This is a genomic window from Rhodanobacter sp. Root627, from assembly GCF_001427835.1.
Taxonomy (GTDB): Bacteria; Pseudomonadota; Gammaproteobacteria; order Xanthomonadales; family Rhodanobacteraceae; genus Rhodanobacter; species Rhodanobacter ginsenosidimutans.
In genome coordinates this window covers 240,069-258,389 of the sequence record NZ_LMGW01000002.1, presented here as the reverse complement: position 1 = coordinate 258,389, position 18,321 = coordinate 240,069, and the positions used below count along the sequence as shown (strand labels likewise).

The window sequence follows — 18,321 nt, the reverse complement described above, 5'->3', positions numbered from 1 at the left end:
CATGATCTGTATGGACGTCTGAAAGTCCACACACCCGTCTCCTTCCAACCGCCCTCGTGGGCGGATTTTTTTTAAATGGCTGCAGCAATCGACGGGGCTTTTCAGGGGACGGATGCCGCACACGAACTGGGCGCCCTCGATCGGCTGCGAAACGCAATGGATGGTTTCGCCGGACACGGGCAACGCGTCGCCCAGTAGCTGCGCAGCAGGGTGAATCAACACTCGATGACATTCACCGCCAATCCGCCGCGGCTGGTTTCCTTGTACTTGTCCTTCATGTCGCGGCCGGTGTCGCGCATGGTCTTGATCACCTTGTCGAGGCTGACGCGGTGCTTGCCGTCGCTTTTCAGCGCCATGCGGCTGGCGTTGATGGCCTTGACCGAACCCATCGCGTTGCGTTCGATGCAGGGGATCTGCACCAGGCCACCGATCGGGTCGCAGGTGAGGCCGAGGTTGTGTTCCATGCCGATTTCGGCGGCGTTCTCGACCTGCCAGATGCTGCCGCCCAGCGCGGCGGTGAGGCCGCCGGCGGCCATCGAGCAGGCCACGCCGACCTCGCCCTGGCAGCCCACTTCAGCGCCGGAGATGGAGGCGTTTTCCTTGTACAGGATGCCGATGGCGGCGGCGGTGAGCATGAATTCGATGATGCCGTTTTCGTCGGCTTTGGGGCAGAAGCGCTGGTAGTAATGCAGTACCGCCGGCATGATGCCGGCCGCGCCGTTGGTGGGCGCGGTGACCACGCGGCCGCCGGCGGCGTTCTCCTCGTTGACGGCCAGCGCGTAGAGGTTGACCCAGTCCAGGATGGTGAGCGGATCGCGCAGCGCGGCCTCGGGCTGGTTGCGCAGTTCCTCCGCCATCGCCGGCGCGCGGCGTGCCACGTGCAGGCCGCCGGGCAGCGTGCCGGGTGAGCGCAGGCCGCGGGTCACGCAATCCTGCATCGCCTGCCAGATGGTCAGCAGGCCGGCACGGGTTTCCGCTTCGCTGCGCCACACCGATTCGTTGGCCATCATCAACTGGGCGATGGTCGTGCCGTGCTGTTCGCACAGCGCCAGCATCCGGTCGCCGCTGCTGAACGGGTAGGGCTGTTCGGTGGTGTCGGCCACGATACGGTCTTCGGCGGCCTCGTCCTTGTTGACCACGAAACCGCCGCCCACGGAGTAGTAGTCGCGCGTGGCCAGCAGGTTGCCGTCGGCGTCATACGCGGAGAAGCGCATGCCGTTGGTGTGGAACGGCAGCTTCTGGCGCTTGTTGAACACCAGGTCGCTTTTCTCGTCGAACGCGATGTCGCGCTTGCCCAGCAGCTGCAGCCGGCCGCTGGAGCGGATGCGCTCCAGCGTGGCGGGGATGCCATCCGGGTCGATGGTGTCGGGATGCTGGCCTTCCAGCCCCAGCAGCACGGCCTTGTCGGTGCCATGGCCGCGGCCGGTCAGCGCCAGCGAGCCGAACAGTTCGGCGCGCACGCGGGCGACCTGGTCCAGCACGCCCTTTTCCTCCAGCCAGCGTTCGGCGAAACGCGCGGCGGCGCGCATCGGCCCCACCGTGTGCGAGGAGGACGGCCCGATGCCGATCTTGAACAGGTCGAATACGCTGACGGCCATGTGGCTGCCGAGGGAGGAAAGGTGCGCGCTATTCTACGCGGGCCCCCTTGAACGCAGCCCCTGCCGAAACACATGCCCGACCTGATCCTGTACCAGCGCGACTACTGCCATCTCTGCGACCTGGCCCTGGCGGTGCTGGCCGAGGCGCGCGCGCCGGATTTCGACAGCGCATGGGTGGACGATTCGGTCGAGCTGGAAGCGCGCTATGGCGTCCGCGTCCCGGTGCTGCGCGACAACCGCGCCGGTCGCGAGCTGGACTGGCCGTTCGATGCCGCCGCAGTGCGGGCGTTTCTCGGTCAGCCTGGCTGACACGGGGCTGGCGCTCGCCGTGTCCTAGAATGGAGCGTCGCCTGGAACATTCCCCATCATGGTTCGTGCCGCCCAACCTTCCAGCCTGAATCGCTGGCGCGATCGCGCCACGGCGTTGTCGCCGCTGCTGGCCGACGCACTGGATGCCTGCGTCGGGCAGCCGCTGGATGAGGCCGGCTGCGCCGATGTGCTGGATCTGCTGGACATGCTCGGCTGCGATGCGCAGACGCTGGCGGCGGCGCTGTGGTTCGAGCTGGCGCGGGTGGCGCCGGCGGTATGGACTGCCCGCAGCGAATCACTGCCGGTCGACGTGCAACGGCTGGTGGCCGGCCAGCAGGCGGCCGAGCAGGTATGGGCGCTGCATGCGCAGAAGCGCACGCCGGAACGGGCGGCCGAAGGTTTGCGCCGGCTGCTGCTGGCGATCATCCGCGACCTGCGCGTGGTGTTCATCCTGCTGGCGCGGCAGCTGGCGCGGATGCGCGCTGCCGTGGCGTGGCCAGCCGAGGAGGCCGCCGCGCTGGCCCGGCTCACCCGCGACATCCATGCACCGCTGGCCAACCGGCTCGGCATCTGGCAGCTGAAGTGGGAGCTGGAGGATCTGGCGTTCCGCTACCTGCAGCCGGACACCTACCGCCGCATCGCCAAGCTGCTGGACGAGCGCCGCGCCGACCGCGAGGCGTTCATCCGCCAGTCGCTGGACGAACTGCAGCACGACCTTGAGGCCGCCGGCATCCATGCCGAGCTGGCCGGGCGACCCAAGCACATCTATTCCATCTGGAAAAAAATGCAGCGCAAGGCGCTGGAGTTTTCCGACCTGTACGACATCCGCGCCGTGCGCGTGCTGGTGGACAGCGTGTCCGACTGCTACGCCGCGCTGGGCGTGGTGCATGCGCGCTGGCCGCACCTGCCGGGCGAGTTCGACGACTACATCGCGCGGCCCAAGGGCAACGGCTACCAGTCGCTGCACACTGCCGTGCTGGGGCCGTCGGGCAAGACGCTGGAAGTGCAGATCCGCACCCACGAGATGCATCGCGCCAACGAGCTGGGCGTGGCTGCGCACTGGCGCTACAAGGAAGGCGGCAGCGCCGACGCCGAGTTCGAGGCCAAGATCGCCTGGATGCGCAAGCTGCTCGACGCGCGCGGCGAGGACGACAGCAAACTCGCCGCCGACCTGCACACCGAGTTGCTGGAAGACCGCGTCTACCTGCTGACGCCCAAGGGCGAGGTGTTCGACCTGCCGCACGGCGCCACCGTGCTGGATTTCGCCTACCACGTGCATACCGAGGTGGGACACCGCTGCCGCGGCGCCAAGGTCAACGGCCGCATCGTGCCGCTGACGTTCCAGCCGCAGAGTGGCGACCGGGTGGAGATACTCACCACCAAGATTGCCGAGCCCAGCCGCGACTGGCTGTCGGTGCATCACGGTTATCTCAACACCTCGCGGGCGCGCGACAAGGTGCGTGTGTGGTTTCGCAAGCTGGCGCACGACGCCAACGTGGCGGCCGGCCGCGCCATGTTCGAGCGTGAGCTGAAGCGCATGGCGCTGCCCGCCGTTTCCGCCGTCGACGTGGCGAAACTGCCCGCCCATTTCAACCTGAAAACGCCGGACGACCTGCTGGTGGCGGTGGCGCTGGGCGAAGTCACGCCCGGCCAGCTCACCCGCGTCTTGCAGGAGGCGGCGCAACCACCGGCGCCGCTCGTCACCCAATCGGCCACACCGGTGGCGTCGCGCCACGCCACGCTCGATCACAGCGCGCTCAGCATCCAGGGCATCGGCAACCTGCTGACCACGCTGGCGCGCTGCTGCCAGCCGCTGCCGGGCGATCCGGTGCGCGGCTTCATCACCCGCGGCCGCGGCGTGTCGGTGCACCGGGCCGACTGCGCCAGCCTGGCGCGGCTGGCGCGGCGCGATCCGGATCGGGTGATCGAGGTGAACTGGGGCACCGCGTCGGCACAGGCGTACGAGGTCGACATCGAAGTGCGCGGCTACGACCGCAAAGGCCTGCAGAAAGACATCACCAGCGTGATCAGCAACGCCAATACCCACATCATCGCCTCGTCCAGCCGCCTGTTCGTGCACACCGGCGAGGTGGAAATGCGCTTCACCCTGCGCGTGCGGGATTACGAGCAGTTGTCGATCCTGCTGGCCAAGCTGCAGGCGCTGCCCAACGTGATCGACGCGCGCCGCGTGGGCGTCGGCTGAATCCACCTGCAATACCGGCGCCCGCAACCCCGGGGTGTCGTCGGGCCGATGTTAAGCTGCGCCAGTTGTTCCGGACGATGGGCCCATGAGCGGAAACAGGGAAAACCACGAAAACGATCCGCGCGGTCGCACCGAGCCTACGCTCGGCGATATCGACCGGATGGATGCGCCGGCGCCCGCGCCGGCATCCGACGGATTGCCGCAGGTGACGGTGGAGCCGCGCGTGTCGCGCACCCGCACCCGTGCACCTCGGTCGGAGTCCGGCCACCGCGGCTGGCTGATGGCCTTGTTGCTGCTGGTGTTCGTGGCGCTGATCGCCATCGTCTGGTTCAAGCAGAACGACCTGCGCGGCATGCTGCCGCGCACCGAGTTGAACGACGTGCTGAGCCGGGCGGAACAGGCGTTGCAGGATGGACGTCTGGACGGCCAGGATGGTACCAGTGCCCGCGAGCTGTACCAGGCCGCCGTGGCGCTGGAGCCGGACAACGATGCCGCGCGCAACGGCCTGCACCAGGTCGGTCGCGCCGAACTGTCGCAAGGCGATACGGCATTGCAGGCCGGCCAGCTCGACCAGGCCGCGCAGCACGCCGCCGTGGCGCGCCAGCTGCTGGGTGGCGGCAGCGACATCGACCGGCTCGACCGCGCCATCGATAAAGCCCGCGCGGCGCACCTGCCGACCGATGATCTCGTCGATCGCGCGCGCCAGGCCTTTGCCGCTGGCCAGCTGGATGGCGAGCAGGGTGCCGGTGCGCTGTACCAGAAAATGCTGCGCGCCAACCCCGGCAATGCAGTCGCCGCCCACGGCCTCAACCAGGTCGGCGACGCGCTTGCCGAGCAGGCGCGCAAGGCGCTCGATACGAAGCAGGACAGTGAAGCCGCCGCGCTGATCGATCGGCTGGCTGCGCTGCAACCCAACCACGGCGCCTTGCCTGCCTTGCGCGCGCAGCAGGCGCAGCAGCGCCAGCAAAACACCGAGGCGCTGGACGAGGCGATCAAGCAGGGTCGCGCCGCGCTCGCCGAGGGCCGCGTCAGCGGTGCCGGCGACGACACCGCACTGGCGCATTTCAAGGCGGCGCTGGCGATTGATCCCGACAGCCGCGAGGCGCATGCCGGCCTCGGCATGGTGGCGCAGGCGATGATCGTGCGTGCCAACGCCGCGATCGAAGCGGGCGACCGCAGCCAGGCCGCCGGCCTGCTCGACCAGGCAGCGGCGCTGGCCCCCAAATCCGCCGACCTCGCCGCGGCGCGGGCACGCATCGACGCGGCCACTGCCGCCACGTCGTCGCCGGACGAGAAGGCCGCGCCAACCGCCGCGGCCGCGCCGGATGATGCGGGGCTGGTATCGCCAACCTTGTCGGCCGCCCAGCAGGCGCAGATCACCCAGTTGCTGCAAGGCGCGCAGGCGGCTGCCACGCGCGGCGACATCATGCTGCCGCCAGGTGGCAGCGCCTACGACCTGTATCGCCAGGCACTGGCCATCGATGGCAACAACGTCGAGGCGCGCCGTGGTTTGCAGGCCTTGCCGGTGCAGGTGGAGCAGCGGTTCAACCAGGCGCTGGCCGCCGGCCAGCTGGGCCAGGCCACCGACATGCTGGCGAACCTGGCCGAGCTGGCACCGGGCGACCCCGCGCAGGGCGCGCTGGCCAATCGACTGGCCGGCGCGTGGCTCGATCAGGCCGACCGCCAGCTGGCCAGCGGCGATCGCGTGGGCGCTGCCCAATCGCTGAATCGCGCCCGCAAACTCACGCCCGACAGCGCGCGGGTGCAGGATATGGCCGTCCGTTTGCAGGGCGGTCCGTGAGCCCTGCTGGCGGCATCCAATCCACGATCGGGTACGGCGCAGCGTCAGGCTGGCGTCGTGCGCTGGTCAGTCGCCCATCGAGCGCGCCATGACAATCCTGGTGTTCGGTGGCAGCAGCCAGATCGGCCATTTCCTGTTGCCGCGGCTGCTGGAGCGCGGCGAGTCGATCATTTCCCTGAGCCGGCAACCGCGGCCGGAACAGCCTGGCGTGATCTGGCTGCACGGCCAGCTTCCCGACCAGGTGCCCACATTGCCGGCGCTGTCGGCGATCATCAGCTTCGGCCCGTTGCAACCGTTCGCGGACTGGCTGGCGGCCACGCCGCTGGAAGGCGCGCCGCGGGTGATCGCCACCAGCTCGATGAGCGCCGAGACCAAGCGTGATTCGGCGGTATCGGCCGAGCGCGCCATCTCGCAGTTGCTGCGCGATGGCGAGTCGGCGCTGGCGGCCGCCTGTGCCCGTCATGGCTGCGCCTGGACCGTGCTGCGGCCCACGCTGATCTATGGCGCGGGCCTGGACAAGAGCCTGACACCAATCGCCCGCCGCGCCCGCCGCCTGCGGGTTTTCCCGCTGCCCGGCGGGCATGGCCTGCGCCAGCCGGTGCACGCGGACGACATTGCCCAGGCCGTGGTGGCGGCGCTGGCTTGCCCGGCGGTTGCCGGCCGCATCCTGCCGATCGGCGGCGGCGAGCGCCTGTCTTTCGTCGAGATGTTCCGCCGCGTGCGCCGCAGCCAGCCGTGCGCCACCTTGCCGCTGCCGCTGCCCGGCGGTTTGTTGCGTGCATGCGCCAGCGCCTTGCCGCGCCTGCGCGGGCCGCTGAACCGGCTGGACACCGACCTGATCGCCGACAACAGCGAGTTGCAGTACCTGCTCGGCATCCACCCGCGCGCATTCGATCCCGATCCGTCGATGTGGTTTCCGGCTGGCCAGTGACGCCAGGCCCGAGCGGCGGGGTTGTACGAGGACATGTAGGAGCGACTTCAGTCGCGATGCTTCTGCTCTGGCGCTCCAAAGCAAGAGCATCGCGACTGAAGTCGCTCCCACAGGAGTCGCCCCCACATTATTGATGGTCACCCCAACATTCTCTGCGATGACCGCGTTTTGCCCGCAAAATACCCGCACCATTCATATGCGCCTCGGGTAGCAGGCCCTATGATCGACGCATTTGATCGAGGACTCCCCGCCGTTGGCCTTCCTGACCCGTACCCGTTCCCTGGCGCGCCGCATGTGGCCGTGGCTGCGCATCCCGTTCTGGATCGGCATGGGCCTGCTGGTGGGTTTCGTGCTGCCGTACATGCTGGTGTTGAACAAGCGTGTGCAGGAGCGTTTCAACGACCTGGTGTTCGCGGTGCCCACGCGGGTGTACGCGCGGCCGCTGCCGCTGGCCGCGGGCGTGCCGATGACGCCTGCTGCGCTGGAGCTGGAGCTGACCTTTGCCGGCTACCGCCGTGGCGACCGCGGCAACTTGCCCGGTAGCTGGGTCAAGGACGGATCGCGCTACACCATCGCCTCGCGCGGTTACGCCGGGCCCGCTGGCGGCGAGTTGCCGAAGCGGATCGAGGTGACCCTGGGCAAGGGCGAGGTGCGTTCGGTCACCGACGCGGCCAGCGACAAGGCGATGGCCATCGCGCATCTCGACCCCGCGCGCATCGCCACGTTGTACGGCGCCAGCCAGGTGGAGCGGCGCATCGTGCATCTGGCCGATGTGCCGCCGCTGCTGGTCAGCGGCTTGCAGGCGGTGGAAGACCGCGATTTCAAGCACAACATCGGCGTCGATTTCTCGGCCATCGCGCGGGCGGCGTTCGCCAACCTGCGCGCCGGCCGCACGGTGCAGGGCGCGTCCACGCTGACCCAGCAACTGGTGCGCAACCTGTTCCTCACCCGCGAGCGCAGCTTCACCCGCAAGATCAACGAAGCGTTGATGTCGGTGCTGATCGAGCTGCACTACAGCAAGGGTCGGATCCTGGAGGCGTACATCAACGAGGTTTTCCTCGGCCAGCAGGGCGACCAGGCGGTGCACGGTTTCGCGGCCGCGTCGGAGTTCTATTTCGGGCGCCGGCTGGAAGCGCTGCGGCCGCAGGAGATCGCGATGCTGGTGGGCCTGGTGAAAGGCCCCAGCTATTACGACCCACGCCGCTATCCCGAGCGTGCGCTGGCGCGCCGGAATCTTGTGCTGCAGGAGTTCGAGACCACCGGTTTGCTGACCGGTGCACAGGCCAATGCGGCGCAGGCGGCGCCGCTGGACGTGATCAAGAACGGCCAGCTGCCGCACAACCGTTTCCCGGCTTTCATGCAACTGGTGCGCGAGCAGATCACCAGCGACTTCGATGACGAAACGCTGCGCGGCGGCCACCTGTCGGTGTTCACCACGCTCGACCCGGCGGCGCAGATCTACACCGAGCAGGCGATCAGCAGCACGGTGAAGGCGCTGGGCAAGCGGGGCGAGGCGGTGCAGGCGGCGGCGGTGGTGACCAGTGCGCAAACCGGCAACGTGCTGGCCGTGGTGGGCGACAAGCGGCCGGGCGCGCAGGGCTTCAACCGGGCGCTGGATGCGCGCCGGCAGATCGGCTCCACGATCAAGCCGTTCATCTATCTGGTGGCGCTGACCCAGCCCGAGCGCTGGAACCTGGCCACCTTGCTGGACGACGGCCCGATCTCGCTGCGCCAGCCCAATGGCACCGTCTGGAACCCGCAGAACGACGACAACCAGAGCCACGGCATGGTGCCGATGGTGGATGCGCTGGCGAAGTCGTGGAATCTGGCCACCATCCATCTCGGCATGGCGCTGGGGCTGCCGCGGATCAGGTCGTTCCTGCAGTCGTTCGGGCTGACCGGCGTCAACCCCAGCCCGTCGTTGCTGCTTGGTGCGCTGGATCTTTCGCCGCTGCAGGTCACTCATCTCTACCAGTACCTGGCCGCCGACGGCCACGCGCTGCCGCTGGTTGCCGTCAGCGGCGTGCTCGACGGCAACGGCCGCACGATCAAGCGCTATCAGGTGCAGCCCGGCGACGGCGAATACCAGAGCGCGGTGCGGTTGACTACCTGGGCGTTGCAACAGGTGGCGGTGTACGGCACCGCGCATTCGATCGGCAATTCGGGGCTGGCGTGGCTGCACGCCGCCGGCAAGACCGGTACCAGCAACGACCTGCGCGACAGCTGGTTTGCCGGCTACACCGGCGAACACCTGGCGGTGTTCTGGATGGGCCGCGACGACAACAAGCCGGCCGGCCTGTTCGGTTCCACCGGTGCCTTGCGTGCGTGGCGCGAGCTGTTCGCCAAGCTGCCCACCCGGCCGTTGTCCAGCGCACCGGGCAGCGGCCTGGAGATGGCCTGGATCAACCCGACCAGCGGCCGCCGCACCGATCCGCAATGCGCTGGCGCGCAACAGGTGCCGGTGGTGGCCGGCAGCCTGTCCGCCGATGTCGATGGCTGCGCCTGGGAAACCGTGCAAGGCCTGTTCGGCGTCGGTCAGCCCACCACCAACGGCGCGCCCGGCGCCCCGGCCGCTCCGGCGGCACCGGTTGCTCCCGCTGCCCCCTCGAACCCCGCTGATCCGTACCGGAATTGACCATGTCGTACCTTGTAAACACCGCGCGTAGCGGCGCCTTGTTGGTGGCTGTCGCGTTTTTTGCCGGCTGTGCCACGCCGCCGCCGCCCGCTCCATCGCGCGCGGCCGCTCCTGCCCACGACATGGTGGCCGCCATCCGTGCCGCCGGTGACCGCGAAAGCTCGGTGATCGCCGTCAATCCGCTGGGCGATCCCGGTGTCACCGGGCTGCAGGATGCCGCCCGCGCCGACGCCAACGCCGGCCGTTACGCCGATGCCGGGGCCAAGCTCGACCAGGCCTTGAAGCTCAGCCCGGATTCGCCCGCCCTGCTGCAGGACCGTGCCGAAATCGCCATCCGGCTGGGTGATTTCAGCGGTGCCGAAAAACTGGCCCATCGCTCATGGTCGCTGGGGCCGAAGCTGGGCCCGTTGTGCGCCCGCAACTGGCAGACCATCGTGGAGTTGCGGCTGCACGCCAGGGACGAGGCGGGCGCCGCCACCGCGCGCAAATGGCTGGCCCAGTGCCACAAGGCGGGCGTGCCGCGTTACTGATATGGACGTCAAGGCGTCCATATGCTGAAGTCATTGATCGCCGGCTCAGCGGTGGTCTGGCGGCACTCAGGCTTCGATGATACCGCCGCGTTCCCACTCCGCCACCGGACCCGGTTCCAGCCGAAACAGCGGGTGACAGGCTGGTTGCTTGCAGGCCTGCCATTGCCGGTGCAGCTGCGGCGAGCGCTGTCGCAGCTTGGCCATCAGGTGCGCCCATTCGTGCGCCAACTGACCGTCGCTGGCGGCGATGGGGGTCACCGCGAGAACCGGTTCGATCTTGCTGCGGTCGAAAACATAGCCGCGCGCCAGCGACTCGGCGTAAACGGCGCACAGATAGGATTCGATCGCGGACAACGGCGCGGGATGGGCGCGGAAACGCTGCAGTTGTGGATGATTGCGATAGCCGCGCGTCTCGCCCCGCAATACTGCGCGCGCCAGCAGGGCCTCACGCCAGAGCGCCACCAGGCCTTGTCGGTCCAGATAACTCGGATGCAGTGTCCATAACCGCATGATGTGAACCTCCGCGCCGCGTATGCGCATTGTCGCCGCAAGCGGCATCCGCTCGAAAGCGGCGCGCTAAGGTTTCGCCGCCGCGGCCGCTCGGCGATACTGGCGTGATGATTGATCACGACGACCCCGCGACCACGGATGTTGCGGCGCTGCTGGGCACCGATGGCCCGTTTGCCCGCGAGGTGCCCAGCTTCGCGCCGCGTGAGGCACAGCAGCGGATGGCCCAAGCCGTGGCGCAGGCCATTGCGGGGCGCGAAACGCTGATTGCCGAGGCGGGTACCGGCACCGGCAAGACCTTCGCCTATCTGGTGCCGGCATTGTTGTCGGGCGAGCGGGTGATCATTTCCACCGGCACCAAAACGTTGCAGGACCAGCTGTATTTCCGCGACCTGCCGCGCGTGCGCTCGGTGCTGGGCGCACGGCTGAAAACCGCCTTGCTGAAAGGCCGCGCCAATTACCTGTGCCTGTACCGGCTGGACCAGACCGTGCGCGAGGGCGCCACCTTCGAGCGCACCCAGGCCGCGCAACTGGCCACCATCCGCGCCTGGTCCGCCCGCACCCGTCGTGGCGACCGCATGGAGCTGGCGGAGGTGCCGGAGGAGTCGCCGCTGTGGCCGCGCGTCACCTCCACCCCGGAAAACTGCCTGGGCGTGGAATGCCCGTTCTTCGACGACTGCCACGTGGTGAAGGCGCGCCGCGAGGCGATGGAGGCCGACGTGGTGGTGGTCAATCACCACCTGCTGTTCGCGGACCTGGCGTTGAAACAGGAAGGCTTCGGCGAGATCCTGCCAGGTGCCGCCGCCTTCATCCTGGATGAGGCGCACCAGGTGCCCGAGCTGGCCGGGCAGTTCTTTTCGCAGAGCCTCAGTGCCCGCCAGCTGACCGACCTGGCGCACGATGCGCTGGCTGAATGCACAGGCGTCACCGGCGCGATCGGGTTGCTGCTGGAACCGGTGGAGGCGTTGCAGGAATCCCTGCGCCAACTGCGCCTGGCGATGGCGCCGCTGCCGCAGCGTGGCGCGTTCCAGGAACTGGAGGATCGCGCCGGTGTGCGCGATGCCCTGCACGACTTGCGCGAGCTGCTGGCCACGCTGACCGAGCTGCTGGTCTCCCAGGCCGAGCGTTCGCGCGGCTTCTCCAATCTCAGCGAGCGCGCCACTGCATTGGCCGAAAGGCTCGACCGCATCGTGGAGGATCGCAGCGAGCGCGACGTGCGCTGGTACGAGTCATGGACGCGCGGTTTCGCCCTGCATGCCACGCCGCTGGATCTGGCCACGCCGATGCGTGCCCTGCGCGAACGCACCCAGGCGGCGTGGATACACACCTCGGCCACGCTGTCGGTGGCCGGGAATTTCGATCATTTCGCCCGCCAGCTGGGACTGGACGAGCCGCGGACGCTGAGCCTGGAAAGCCCGTTCGACTACGCCAGACAGGGCCTGTGCTACCTGCCTTCGGGATTGCCCGATCCCAACGCGCGCGACTACACCGAGCAGGTGATCGAGGCCGCGCTGCCGGTGCTGCAGGCGTCCAACGGCCGCGCGTTCCTGCTGTTCACCTCGCACCGCGCGTTGCGCCGCGCCGCCGAATTGCTGCAGGACAGGGTGCCCTGGCCGCTGTTCGTGCAGGGCACCGCGCCACGGCCGCGGCTGCTGGAGGACTTCCGCGCCAGCGGCCACGGCGTGCTGCTGGGCGCGGCCAGTTTCTGGGAAGGCGTGGACGTGGTGGGCGAGGCGCTGAGCGTGGTGGTGATCGACAAGCTGCCGTTCGCCGCGCCCGACGATCCGGTGCTGGTGGCGCGCCTGGCCGCGCTGGAAGCCTCCGGCATCAACCCGTTCATGGGCTGGCAGGTGCCCAGCGCGGTGATCGCGCTGAAGCAAGGGGCAGGGCGCCTGATCCGCGACATCCACGACCGCGGCGTGCTGATGCTGTGCGACCCGCGCCTCACCGGCAAGGGCTACGGCAAACTGTTCCTCGCCAGCGTGCCACCCATGCCGCGCACCCGCGAACTGGCCGACGTACAGGCGTTCTTCGGTGACGCGATCACGCCACCGTAGGAAGCGAATCTTGTGGGAGCGACTTCAGTCGCGATGCTTCTGCTCTGGGGCTTCAAAGGAAAAGCATCGCGACTGAAGTCGCTCCCACAGGGTGCGCTCCTGCATGCCGTGAATCAGGACATCGGCTCGGGCTTCGCCCCCAGTTTCGGCGGCAGCGGAATGAATTCCCCGTTGTCCAGATCCGGCAGTTTCATGCGCCCGGCGGCCCAGTCGGCGCGGGCCTGGTCGAGCCGTTCGGGCGATGAGGAGACGAAGTTCCAGTCGATGTAGCGCGGCCCTACCGGCTCTCCGCCCAGCGCCATGACCACCGCACCGCTGCGGGTGGCGATGGTGGCGGCCTTGCCGGGCACCAGTACCGCCATCTTGCCCGCTTCGACCCGCTCGCCGTCGATCTCCACCTCGCCGCTGGCCACGTAGACCGCCCGCTCGGGGTATTCGGCCGGCAGCGACACCCGCGCGCCGGCGCGCAGTTGCCAGTGCACGTAGAACTGCGGTGAATCGACCTTCACCGGCGACGTCACGCCGGCCAGGCTGCCGGCGATCAGCCGCCCGGTGAGGCCGTCGTCGTCGAAGACCGGCAAGTCGTGGTTGGCGTAGTGCCAGAAGCCCGGGTCCATTTCCTCGCGCCCGTCCGGCAGCGCCACCCAGGCCTGGATGCCGTCCAGCGGCCCGCCCTGTGCGCGCAGTTTCTCGAAGCGCTCCGAATGCGTGATGCCGCGGCCGGCGGTCATCCAGTTGACCTCGCCCGGGCGTACGGCCTGCTCGGAGCCGAGGCTGTCGCGGTGCATGATCTCGCCGTCGAACAGGTAGGTGATGGTCGACAGGCCGATGTGCGGATGCGGGCGCACGTCCGCCTCGCGCGGCAGGCCCGGCGCGATCTGCTTCGGTCCCATGCGGTCGAAGAAAATGTAGGGACCGACCATGCGGCGCTGCGCGAATGGCAGCACGCGGCCGACTTCGAAGGAACCCAGGTCGCGTCGGCGCTGTTCGATGATGAGCTCGATCATGGAGTACCTCCGGGTGGCAGCAGGGGAATGCAGGCGACCACTATCGCACCATGGTGCGGCAAGGTCAGGCGGAGGTGGTTTCCACCGGCAGGCCGTGCGAACGCCACGCCTCCAGCCCGCCCGCCAGCGGTCGCACGCGGACGAAGCCCAGCTGCTTGAGCTGGCTGGCCACGCGCGCCGCCGAGGCTTCGTTCGGGCAGTCGCAATAGACCACCACTTCAGCGCCGGCGTCGGCGACGAGGTCCGCCACGCGCGCCGCGTGGACCGCGCCGGGAATCCAGCCGGAGGCGTCGCGTTCGGCTGCGCTGCGCACGTCGATCAGCAGCGGGCTGCCGGGCTTGGCCATCAACGCCTGCAGCTCGGCCACGGAGATGCGCTCCATCCGCAGCTCGCGCAGGAACAGCCGCCGTTTCCAGTATTTGCGGACGATGAACACCGCCAGCGCCACCAGCACCACGCCGATACCGACCCGGCCCAGCGATTCCAGCGTCAGCAGCGCCTCGTTGACGGCGCCATGGAACACCACGCCGGTGGCGATCGCCACGCCCGCCCACAGCACGGCGCCGGTGCCGTCATACGCCACGAAGCGGCGCAGTGGCGTGCGCTGGTGGCCGGCCAGGGTGGTGCCGACCGCGGCAAAGCCGGGAATGAACTTGGCCAGCACCAGCGACGGCGCTCCCCACTTCGCGTAGATCGCACGCGTGCTGGACACGCAGCTGTCGGGCGACAGCGAGACGCGGCAGATCAGCCGCAACATGTGCGCGCCATGCCGACGCCCGGCCAGGTACCACAACGTATCGGCCAACAACGCGGCCAGCGTGGCGGCCAGCAGGATCGGCCAGACCGGTTCCTGGCGCTCCATGGCCTGCGCGCTGGCCACGACCAGCGGCGGCCAGGCGGGAATCGGGATGCCGCCCTGGTCGAGCAGCACGACCAGAAAGACCAGCCACAGCCCGTAGGTCGACAGCAATGCGTTCAGCGCTTCGATCATCTGACATGCCGCCTCGGGTGAACCTGTCAGCCCAGCTTACTTGTCCCGGCGCACCGAGGCGAAAGTGGACCGCACCGCGCTCAGGCGGCGGCGATCTCGACCGTCACGTGCACCAGCTCTTCGTGGATGGCCAGTTGCCGGCGCACGTCCTCGGCGCTGATGGGCGTTGTCGTCACCAGCCCCAGGATGCAGGCGTAGCTGTTGCGCCCGACGCGCCACACATGCAGGTCGCTGACGGCAGCGGTGGCAAACTGCCCGCGCACCACATCGCGGATTTCCTCGACCACCGGCTGATCCATCTCCGCGTCCAGCAGGATCTTGCCGGACTCGCGCAACAGCCCGAACGCCCAGCGCGCCACCAGGATCGACCCGACGATACCCATCACCGGGTCGAGCCATGCGGCGCCGTAAAGCTTGCCGCCCACCAGCGCCACGATGGCCAGCACGGACGTGGCCGCGTCGGCGATCACGTGCAGGTAGGCCGCGCGCAGGTTCACGTCGTGGTGGTGACCATGGCCATGCGCGTGGCCGTGCGCATGTCCGTGGTCGTGCCCGTGGTCGTGCCCGTGCCCGTGACCATGCTCTCCCTTCAACAGCCATGCGCACAGCAGGTTGACGCCCAGGCCGAGCACGGCAATCGGGATGGCTTCGTCGTAGTGGATCGTGGCGGGTACGAACAGGCGCTGCAGCGACTGGATCATCATCAGCGCGGCAACCACCGCCAGCAGCATGGCGCTGCTGTAGCCGCCGAGTATCTCGATCTTCCACGTGCCAAAGGCGAAGCGGCCGTCCTTTGCGTAGCGCCGCGCCAGCGCATAAGCCATGACGGACAGCCCCATCGCCAGCGCATGCGAACTCATGTGCCAGCCATCGGCCAGCAGCGCCATCGAATTCAGCCAGTAACCGCCGACGATCTCCACCACCATCATCGCCGCGGTGATGTACACCACGCGCCGGGTATTGCGCTCCGCCTTCGCATCGACGTGGTTGAACTGGTGGCTGTGGGTGAACGGGGCGATGTCGGGCGCGGGCATGAGGTGGTCTCGGGCCATATACTGCCCCGCAGTATATGAGCGCGAGGCCACTCCATGTCGCATATCCATGAAAATCGCAAAAAGCTGGTCGCCCGCGTGCGCCGCATCAATGGGCAGATGGCCTCGCTCGAGCGCGCGATCGAAGGTGATACGGAGTGCGGCGCCGTGCTGCAGCAACTGGCCGCCGTGCGCGGCGCGGTCAACGGGCTGATCCTGCAGGTGATGGAAGGTCATCTGCGCGCCCACGTGGCCGGGCCCGGCAGCAGCAAACGGCAGGACGAGTTGCTGCCGGTGCTGGCGGTGCTGAAAAGCTACCTCAAGTAGTCGCCGGGCTGTCGTCTTCACGCCAAACGTCCCTTGACTCATGCAGCATGGGGCTCGGCACTCGTCCGGAGGAGACTGATATGGTTTCGATCGTCGATCGCGTGCGCCCCGGCGGCGCGCGTCTTTTTCATGCGGCTGTCCTGGCCGGCGCGTTGGCCTTGTTCCTCGGTGCGCTGCTGACCGACTACGCCTACTGGACCACCTACCTGATCCAGTGGAGCAACTTCGCCTCCTGGCTGCTGGTTGGTGCGATGGTGCTCACTTCCGTCGCCGTCATCTGCGAAATCTTCGCCCTCGTCCGTGGCGGGCGCAGCATCGTTCATATCGTGGTGCTGGTGGCGACCTGGCTGGTCGGCTTCTTTGATGCGCTGTATCACGCCAGGGATGCGTGGGCGATCATGCCCATGGCGCTGGTGTTCTCGGTGATTGTCGTCGTGCTGGCCTTCGTGGCGACCTGGATCGGTTTCGCAAGCCTGCGCGCGGGAGGTGCACGATGAAAATTTCCAGCCTGAAAGTCCTGCCCATCGCCGCCGCCGTGATGTTGCTGGCGTCCTGCGGCAAGGCACCCGATCTGAACCAGTACGGCGCCAGCCCGGAGTTGCCGTCGCCGGCGCGCGGCGTCATGCCGGACATGATCATCGCCAAACCTGCCGCCTGGGGTGACCAGGTGCCCACCGTGCCGCAGGGCTACAGCGTCACCGCCATCGCCACCGACCTGGGCATTCCGCGGCAGACTTTGGTGCTGCCCAACGGCGACATCCTGGTGGCCGAAGGTCGCGGCGGCCATGCGCCCAAGCTCAAGCCCAAGGACGTGATCGCCGGCAAGATCAAGGCCAAGGGCAACACCTCGGTCAAGAGCGGCAATCGCCTGACCCTGCTGCGCGACGCCGATGGCGATGGCAAGTACGAACTGAAGACCGTCTTTGCCGACAACCTCGACGCGCCCTACGGCCTCGCCCTGGTCGGCAACAACCTGTACGTCGCCAACCAGGGCGAGCTGGTGCGCTTCGATTACCAGGCGGGCCAGACGCACGCCAGCGGTGCGCCGGTGAAGGTCACCGACCTGCCATCGGCGATCAATCACCACTGGACCAAGGCGCTGGCGGCCAGCCCCGATGGGCGTTACCTGTACGTGGCCATCGGCTCCAACAGCAACATCACCGAGCGCGGCATGACCGCCGAAGTCGACCGCGCGCGCATCTGGCAAGTGGACGCCGCCACCGGCGCGCACAAGGTCTACGCCACCGGCCTGCGCAACCCCACCGCGCTGGCGATCCAGCCCGGCACCGACACCTTGTGGGTGGTGGTCAACGAGCGCGACGAGATCGGTCCGAACCTGGTGCCCGACTACCTCACGTCGGTACGCGAGGGCGGTTTCTACGGCTGGCCCTATGCGTATTGGGGCCAGCACGTGGACACCCGTGTGATGCCGCAGGACCCGGCCAAGGTCGCCGCCGCCATCAAGCCCGATTACGCGCTGGGCTCGCACGTGGCCGCGCTGGGCGTGGCGTTCTCGGCACCCACGATGGGCGGCCGGTTCGGTGACGGTGTGTTCGTCGGCGAGCACGGCAGCTGGAACCGCAACCCGCCGGTGGGCTACAAGGTGGTGTTCGTGCCGTTCCACGATGGCCGTCCATCCGGCGAACCCATCGACTTCGTCACCGGTTTCCGCACGGAAGACGGCAAGACCCGCGGCCGCCCGGTCGGCGTCACCGTCGACCCACGCGGCGCGCTGATCGTCGCCGACGATCTCTCCAACACGATCTGGCGCGTCACGCCAACGGCGGCTGTGGCCGCGCCGGCGGCAACACCTCCGGCACCAGCGGCATCGTCGCCCGCGCCGGCGGCGCCGTCCAGCGCGCCATAAGCTGCTGGCGGCAAGGGCGCGCTCTGGTTGATGAGTGCGCTCTTGCTGGCCGAGCCCCGTTTCTTCTCGATGTGGCCAGAGAAACGTGGGCCACTGCGGCGCAGGAGCGAAGCGAACGACGACGCCGGCCCGAAGGGCAGAGGGAAGGGATGCCCGGAGCAAAGAGGGGCACCCCGCTTCCGCGCCTTGCGGGCATTGGGCAGCCGCTCCTGCGTTGCCTCAACTCGTGCATCCATGCACTCGCCATGTGCTGGCGAAGAGGCATCGGCATCCATGCTGATGCCCGCTACGCGGCCTGTCGTTCCCGACTCACCGCCGCACAGGGGCCCCGGGTAGAGCAGCGGGCCATCCTGGCCCGCACTAATCAGGAGAGCCAGAGCAGAGCAGAACAGGAGCCGCACGCCGGCCGTTGCCTTCTCAATTTGACCTCGTCCGTCTCGGTTTTCGATTGAGATGTTTAGTTAGCCATGCCCTCTTTAGTTCCGCTACTGTTCTGTTATCGGTGCAACGCCGAGCCCGCTTCCTCG

General features: G+C 68.3%; 15 protein-coding genes. 10 read left to right on the top strand and 5 right to left on the bottom strand.

The features are described 5' to 3' along the window. Positions 1 to 215 precede the first annotated feature (215 nt). The gene (locus ASD68_RS08565) at positions 216 to 1,598 is read right to left on the bottom strand and encodes an L-serine ammonia-lyase (protein WP_056605719.1); all 1,383 of its coding nucleotides are present in this window, start codon (positions 1,596 to 1,598) and stop codon (positions 216 to 218) included. A 72-nt stretch (positions 1,599 to 1,670) separates the two neighbouring features. On the opposite strand from ASD68_RS08565, the gene ASD68_RS08560 reads away from it, so the two are divergent. The 6 genes from ASD68_RS08560 (at position 1,671) to ASD68_RS08535 (ending at position 10,007) form a co-directional block, all read left to right on the top strand. After that, positions 1,671 to 1,907 carry a glutaredoxin family protein gene (locus ASD68_RS08560; protein ID WP_056605715.1) on the top strand — a complete coding sequence of 79 codons (237 nt, stop codon included), beginning with the start codon at positions 1,671 to 1,673 and terminating at the stop codon, positions 1,905 to 1,907. Between the two features lie 58 nt (positions 1,908 to 1,965). Beyond that, complete coding sequence (locus ASD68_RS08555) at positions 1,966 to 4,110, top strand: bifunctional (p)ppGpp synthetase/guanosine-3',5'-bis(diphosphate) 3'-pyrophosphohydrolase (protein WP_056605708.1); 2,145 nt, start codon at positions 1,966 to 1,968, stop codon at positions 4,108 to 4,110. A gap of 85 nt (positions 4,111 to 4,195) precedes the next feature. Beyond that, positions 4,196 to 5,911: a hypothetical protein gene (locus ASD68_RS08550; RefSeq protein ID WP_056605704.1), complete on the top strand. Its 1,716-nt coding sequence runs from the start codon at positions 4,196 to 4,198 to the stop codon at positions 5,909 to 5,911. A gap of 88 nt (positions 5,912 to 5,999) precedes the next feature. Beyond that, positions 6,000 to 6,842 carry an NAD-dependent epimerase/dehydratase family protein gene (locus ASD68_RS08545; protein WP_056605701.1) on the top strand — a complete coding sequence of 281 codons (843 nt, stop codon included), beginning with the start codon at positions 6,000 to 6,002 and terminating at the stop codon, positions 6,840 to 6,842. 253 nt (positions 6,843 to 7,095) lie between these two features. Next, positions 7,096 to 9,477, top strand: a complete 2,382-nt coding sequence (gene mrcB / locus ASD68_RS08540; RefSeq protein ID WP_056607417.1) for a penicillin-binding protein 1B — start codon at positions 7,096 to 7,098, stop codon at positions 9,475 to 9,477. A gap of 2 nt (positions 9,478 to 9,479) precedes the next feature. Then, positions 9,480 to 10,007 (top strand): tetratricopeptide repeat protein, encoded by a 528-nt coding sequence (locus ASD68_RS08535; protein ID WP_056605699.1) that lies wholly within the window; start codon positions 9,480 to 9,482, stop codon positions 10,005 to 10,007. 66 nt (positions 10,008 to 10,073) lie between these two features. Here ASD68_RS08535 and ASD68_RS08530 read toward each other — a convergent pair whose 3' ends face one another. Continuing rightward, on the bottom strand, positions 10,074 to 10,517 hold the full coding sequence (locus tag ASD68_RS08530) for a pyrimidine dimer DNA glycosylase/endonuclease V (protein ID WP_235578687.1): 444 nt from the start codon (positions 10,515 to 10,517) through the stop codon (positions 10,074 to 10,076). Between the two features lie 107 nt (positions 10,518 to 10,624). Here ASD68_RS08530 and ASD68_RS08525 point away from each other — a divergent pair, with 107 nt between their 5' ends. Continuing rightward, positions 10,625 to 12,571, top strand: coding sequence for an ATP-dependent DNA helicase (locus tag ASD68_RS08525; protein ID WP_056605696.1), 1,947 nt, complete (start codon positions 10,625 to 10,627; stop codon positions 12,569 to 12,571). Between the two features lie 113 nt (positions 12,572 to 12,684). On the opposite strand, the gene ASD68_RS08520 is transcribed toward ASD68_RS08525, so the two are convergent. The 3 genes from ASD68_RS08520 to dmeF form a co-directional block, all read right to left on the bottom strand. Then, entirely contained in the window at positions 12,685 to 13,578 is an 894-nt protein-coding gene (locus ASD68_RS08520; RefSeq protein ID WP_056605693.1) for a pirin family protein, read from the bottom strand. Between the two features lie 64 nt (positions 13,579 to 13,642). Next, positions 13,643 to 14,569: a rhodanese-like domain-containing protein gene (locus ASD68_RS08515; protein WP_056605690.1), complete on the bottom strand. Its 927-nt coding sequence runs from the start codon at positions 14,567 to 14,569 to the stop codon at positions 13,643 to 13,645. 80 nt (positions 14,570 to 14,649) lie between these two features. Next, positions 14,650 to 15,603, bottom strand: a complete 954-nt coding sequence (gene dmeF, locus ASD68_RS08510; RefSeq protein ID WP_056605688.1) for a CDF family Co(II)/Ni(II) efflux transporter DmeF — start codon at positions 15,601 to 15,603, stop codon at positions 14,650 to 14,652. A gap of 54 nt (positions 15,604 to 15,657) precedes the next feature. On the opposite strand from dmeF, the gene ASD68_RS08505 reads away from it, so the two are divergent. The 3 genes from ASD68_RS08505 (at position 15,658) to ASD68_RS08495 (ending at position 17,794) form a co-directional block, all read left to right on the top strand. Next, entirely contained in the window at positions 15,658 to 15,927 is a 270-nt protein-coding gene (locus tag ASD68_RS08505) for a metal/formaldehyde-sensitive transcriptional repressor (RefSeq protein WP_056081646.1), read from the top strand. An 80-nt stretch (positions 15,928 to 16,007) separates the two neighbouring features. Then, complete coding sequence (locus ASD68_RS08500) at positions 16,008 to 16,424, top strand: hypothetical protein (RefSeq protein WP_056081643.1); 417 nt, start codon at positions 16,008 to 16,010, stop codon at positions 16,422 to 16,424. Further along, a complete protein-coding gene (locus ASD68_RS08495) occupies positions 16,421 to 17,794 on the top strand; it encodes a sorbosone dehydrogenase family protein (RefSeq protein ID WP_056605685.1) in 1,374 nt (457 codons plus the stop codon). The genes ASD68_RS08500 and ASD68_RS08495 overlap by 4 nt, the downstream gene beginning before the upstream one ends. Positions 17,795 to 18,321 lie beyond the last annotated feature (527 nt).

Coding starts and splice junctions, on each gene's coding strand:
- ASD68_RS08565 (WP_056605719.1), bottom strand. CDS start 1,598: ATGGCCGTCAGCGTATTCGACCTGTTCAAGATCGGCATCGGGCCGTCC.
- ASD68_RS08560 (WP_056605715.1), top strand. CDS start 1,671: ATGCCCGACCTGATCCTGTACCAGCGCGACTACTGCCATCTCTGCGAC.
- ASD68_RS08555 (WP_056605708.1), top strand. CDS start 1,966: ATGGTTCGTGCCGCCCAACCTTCCAGCCTGAATCGCTGGCGCGATCGC.
- ASD68_RS08550 (WP_056605704.1), top strand. CDS start 4,196: ATGAGCGGAAACAGGGAAAACCACGAAAACGATCCGCGCGGTCGCACC.
- ASD68_RS08545 (WP_056605701.1), top strand. CDS start 6,000: ATGACAATCCTGGTGTTCGGTGGCAGCAGCCAGATCGGCCATTTCCTG.
- ASD68_RS08535 (WP_056605699.1), top strand. CDS start 9,480: ATGTCGTACCTTGTAAACACCGCGCGTAGCGGCGCCTTGTTGGTGGCT.
- ASD68_RS08530 (WP_235578687.1), bottom strand. CDS start 10,517: ATGCGGTTATGGACACTGCATCCGAGTTATCTGGACCGACAAGGCCTG.
- ASD68_RS08525 (WP_056605696.1), top strand. CDS start 10,625: ATGATTGATCACGACGACCCCGCGACCACGGATGTTGCGGCGCTGCTG.
- ASD68_RS08520 (WP_056605693.1), bottom strand. CDS start 13,578: ATGATCGAGCTCATCATCGAACAGCGCCGACGCGACCTGGGTTCCTTC.
- ASD68_RS08515 (WP_056605690.1), bottom strand. CDS start 14,569: ATGATCGAAGCGCTGAACGCATTGCTGTCGACCTACGGGCTGTGGCTG.
- dmeF (WP_056605688.1), bottom strand. CDS start 15,603: ATGCCCGCGCCCGACATCGCCCCGTTCACCCACAGCCACCAGTTCAAC.
- ASD68_RS08505 (WP_056081646.1), top strand. CDS start 15,658: ATGTCGCATATCCATGAAAATCGCAAAAAGCTGGTCGCCCGCGTGCGC.
- ASD68_RS08500 (WP_056081643.1), top strand. CDS start 16,008: ATGGTTTCGATCGTCGATCGCGTGCGCCCCGGCGGCGCGCGTCTTTTT.
- ASD68_RS08495 (WP_056605685.1), top strand. CDS start 16,421: ATGAAAATTTCCAGCCTGAAAGTCCTGCCCATCGCCGCCGCCGTGATG.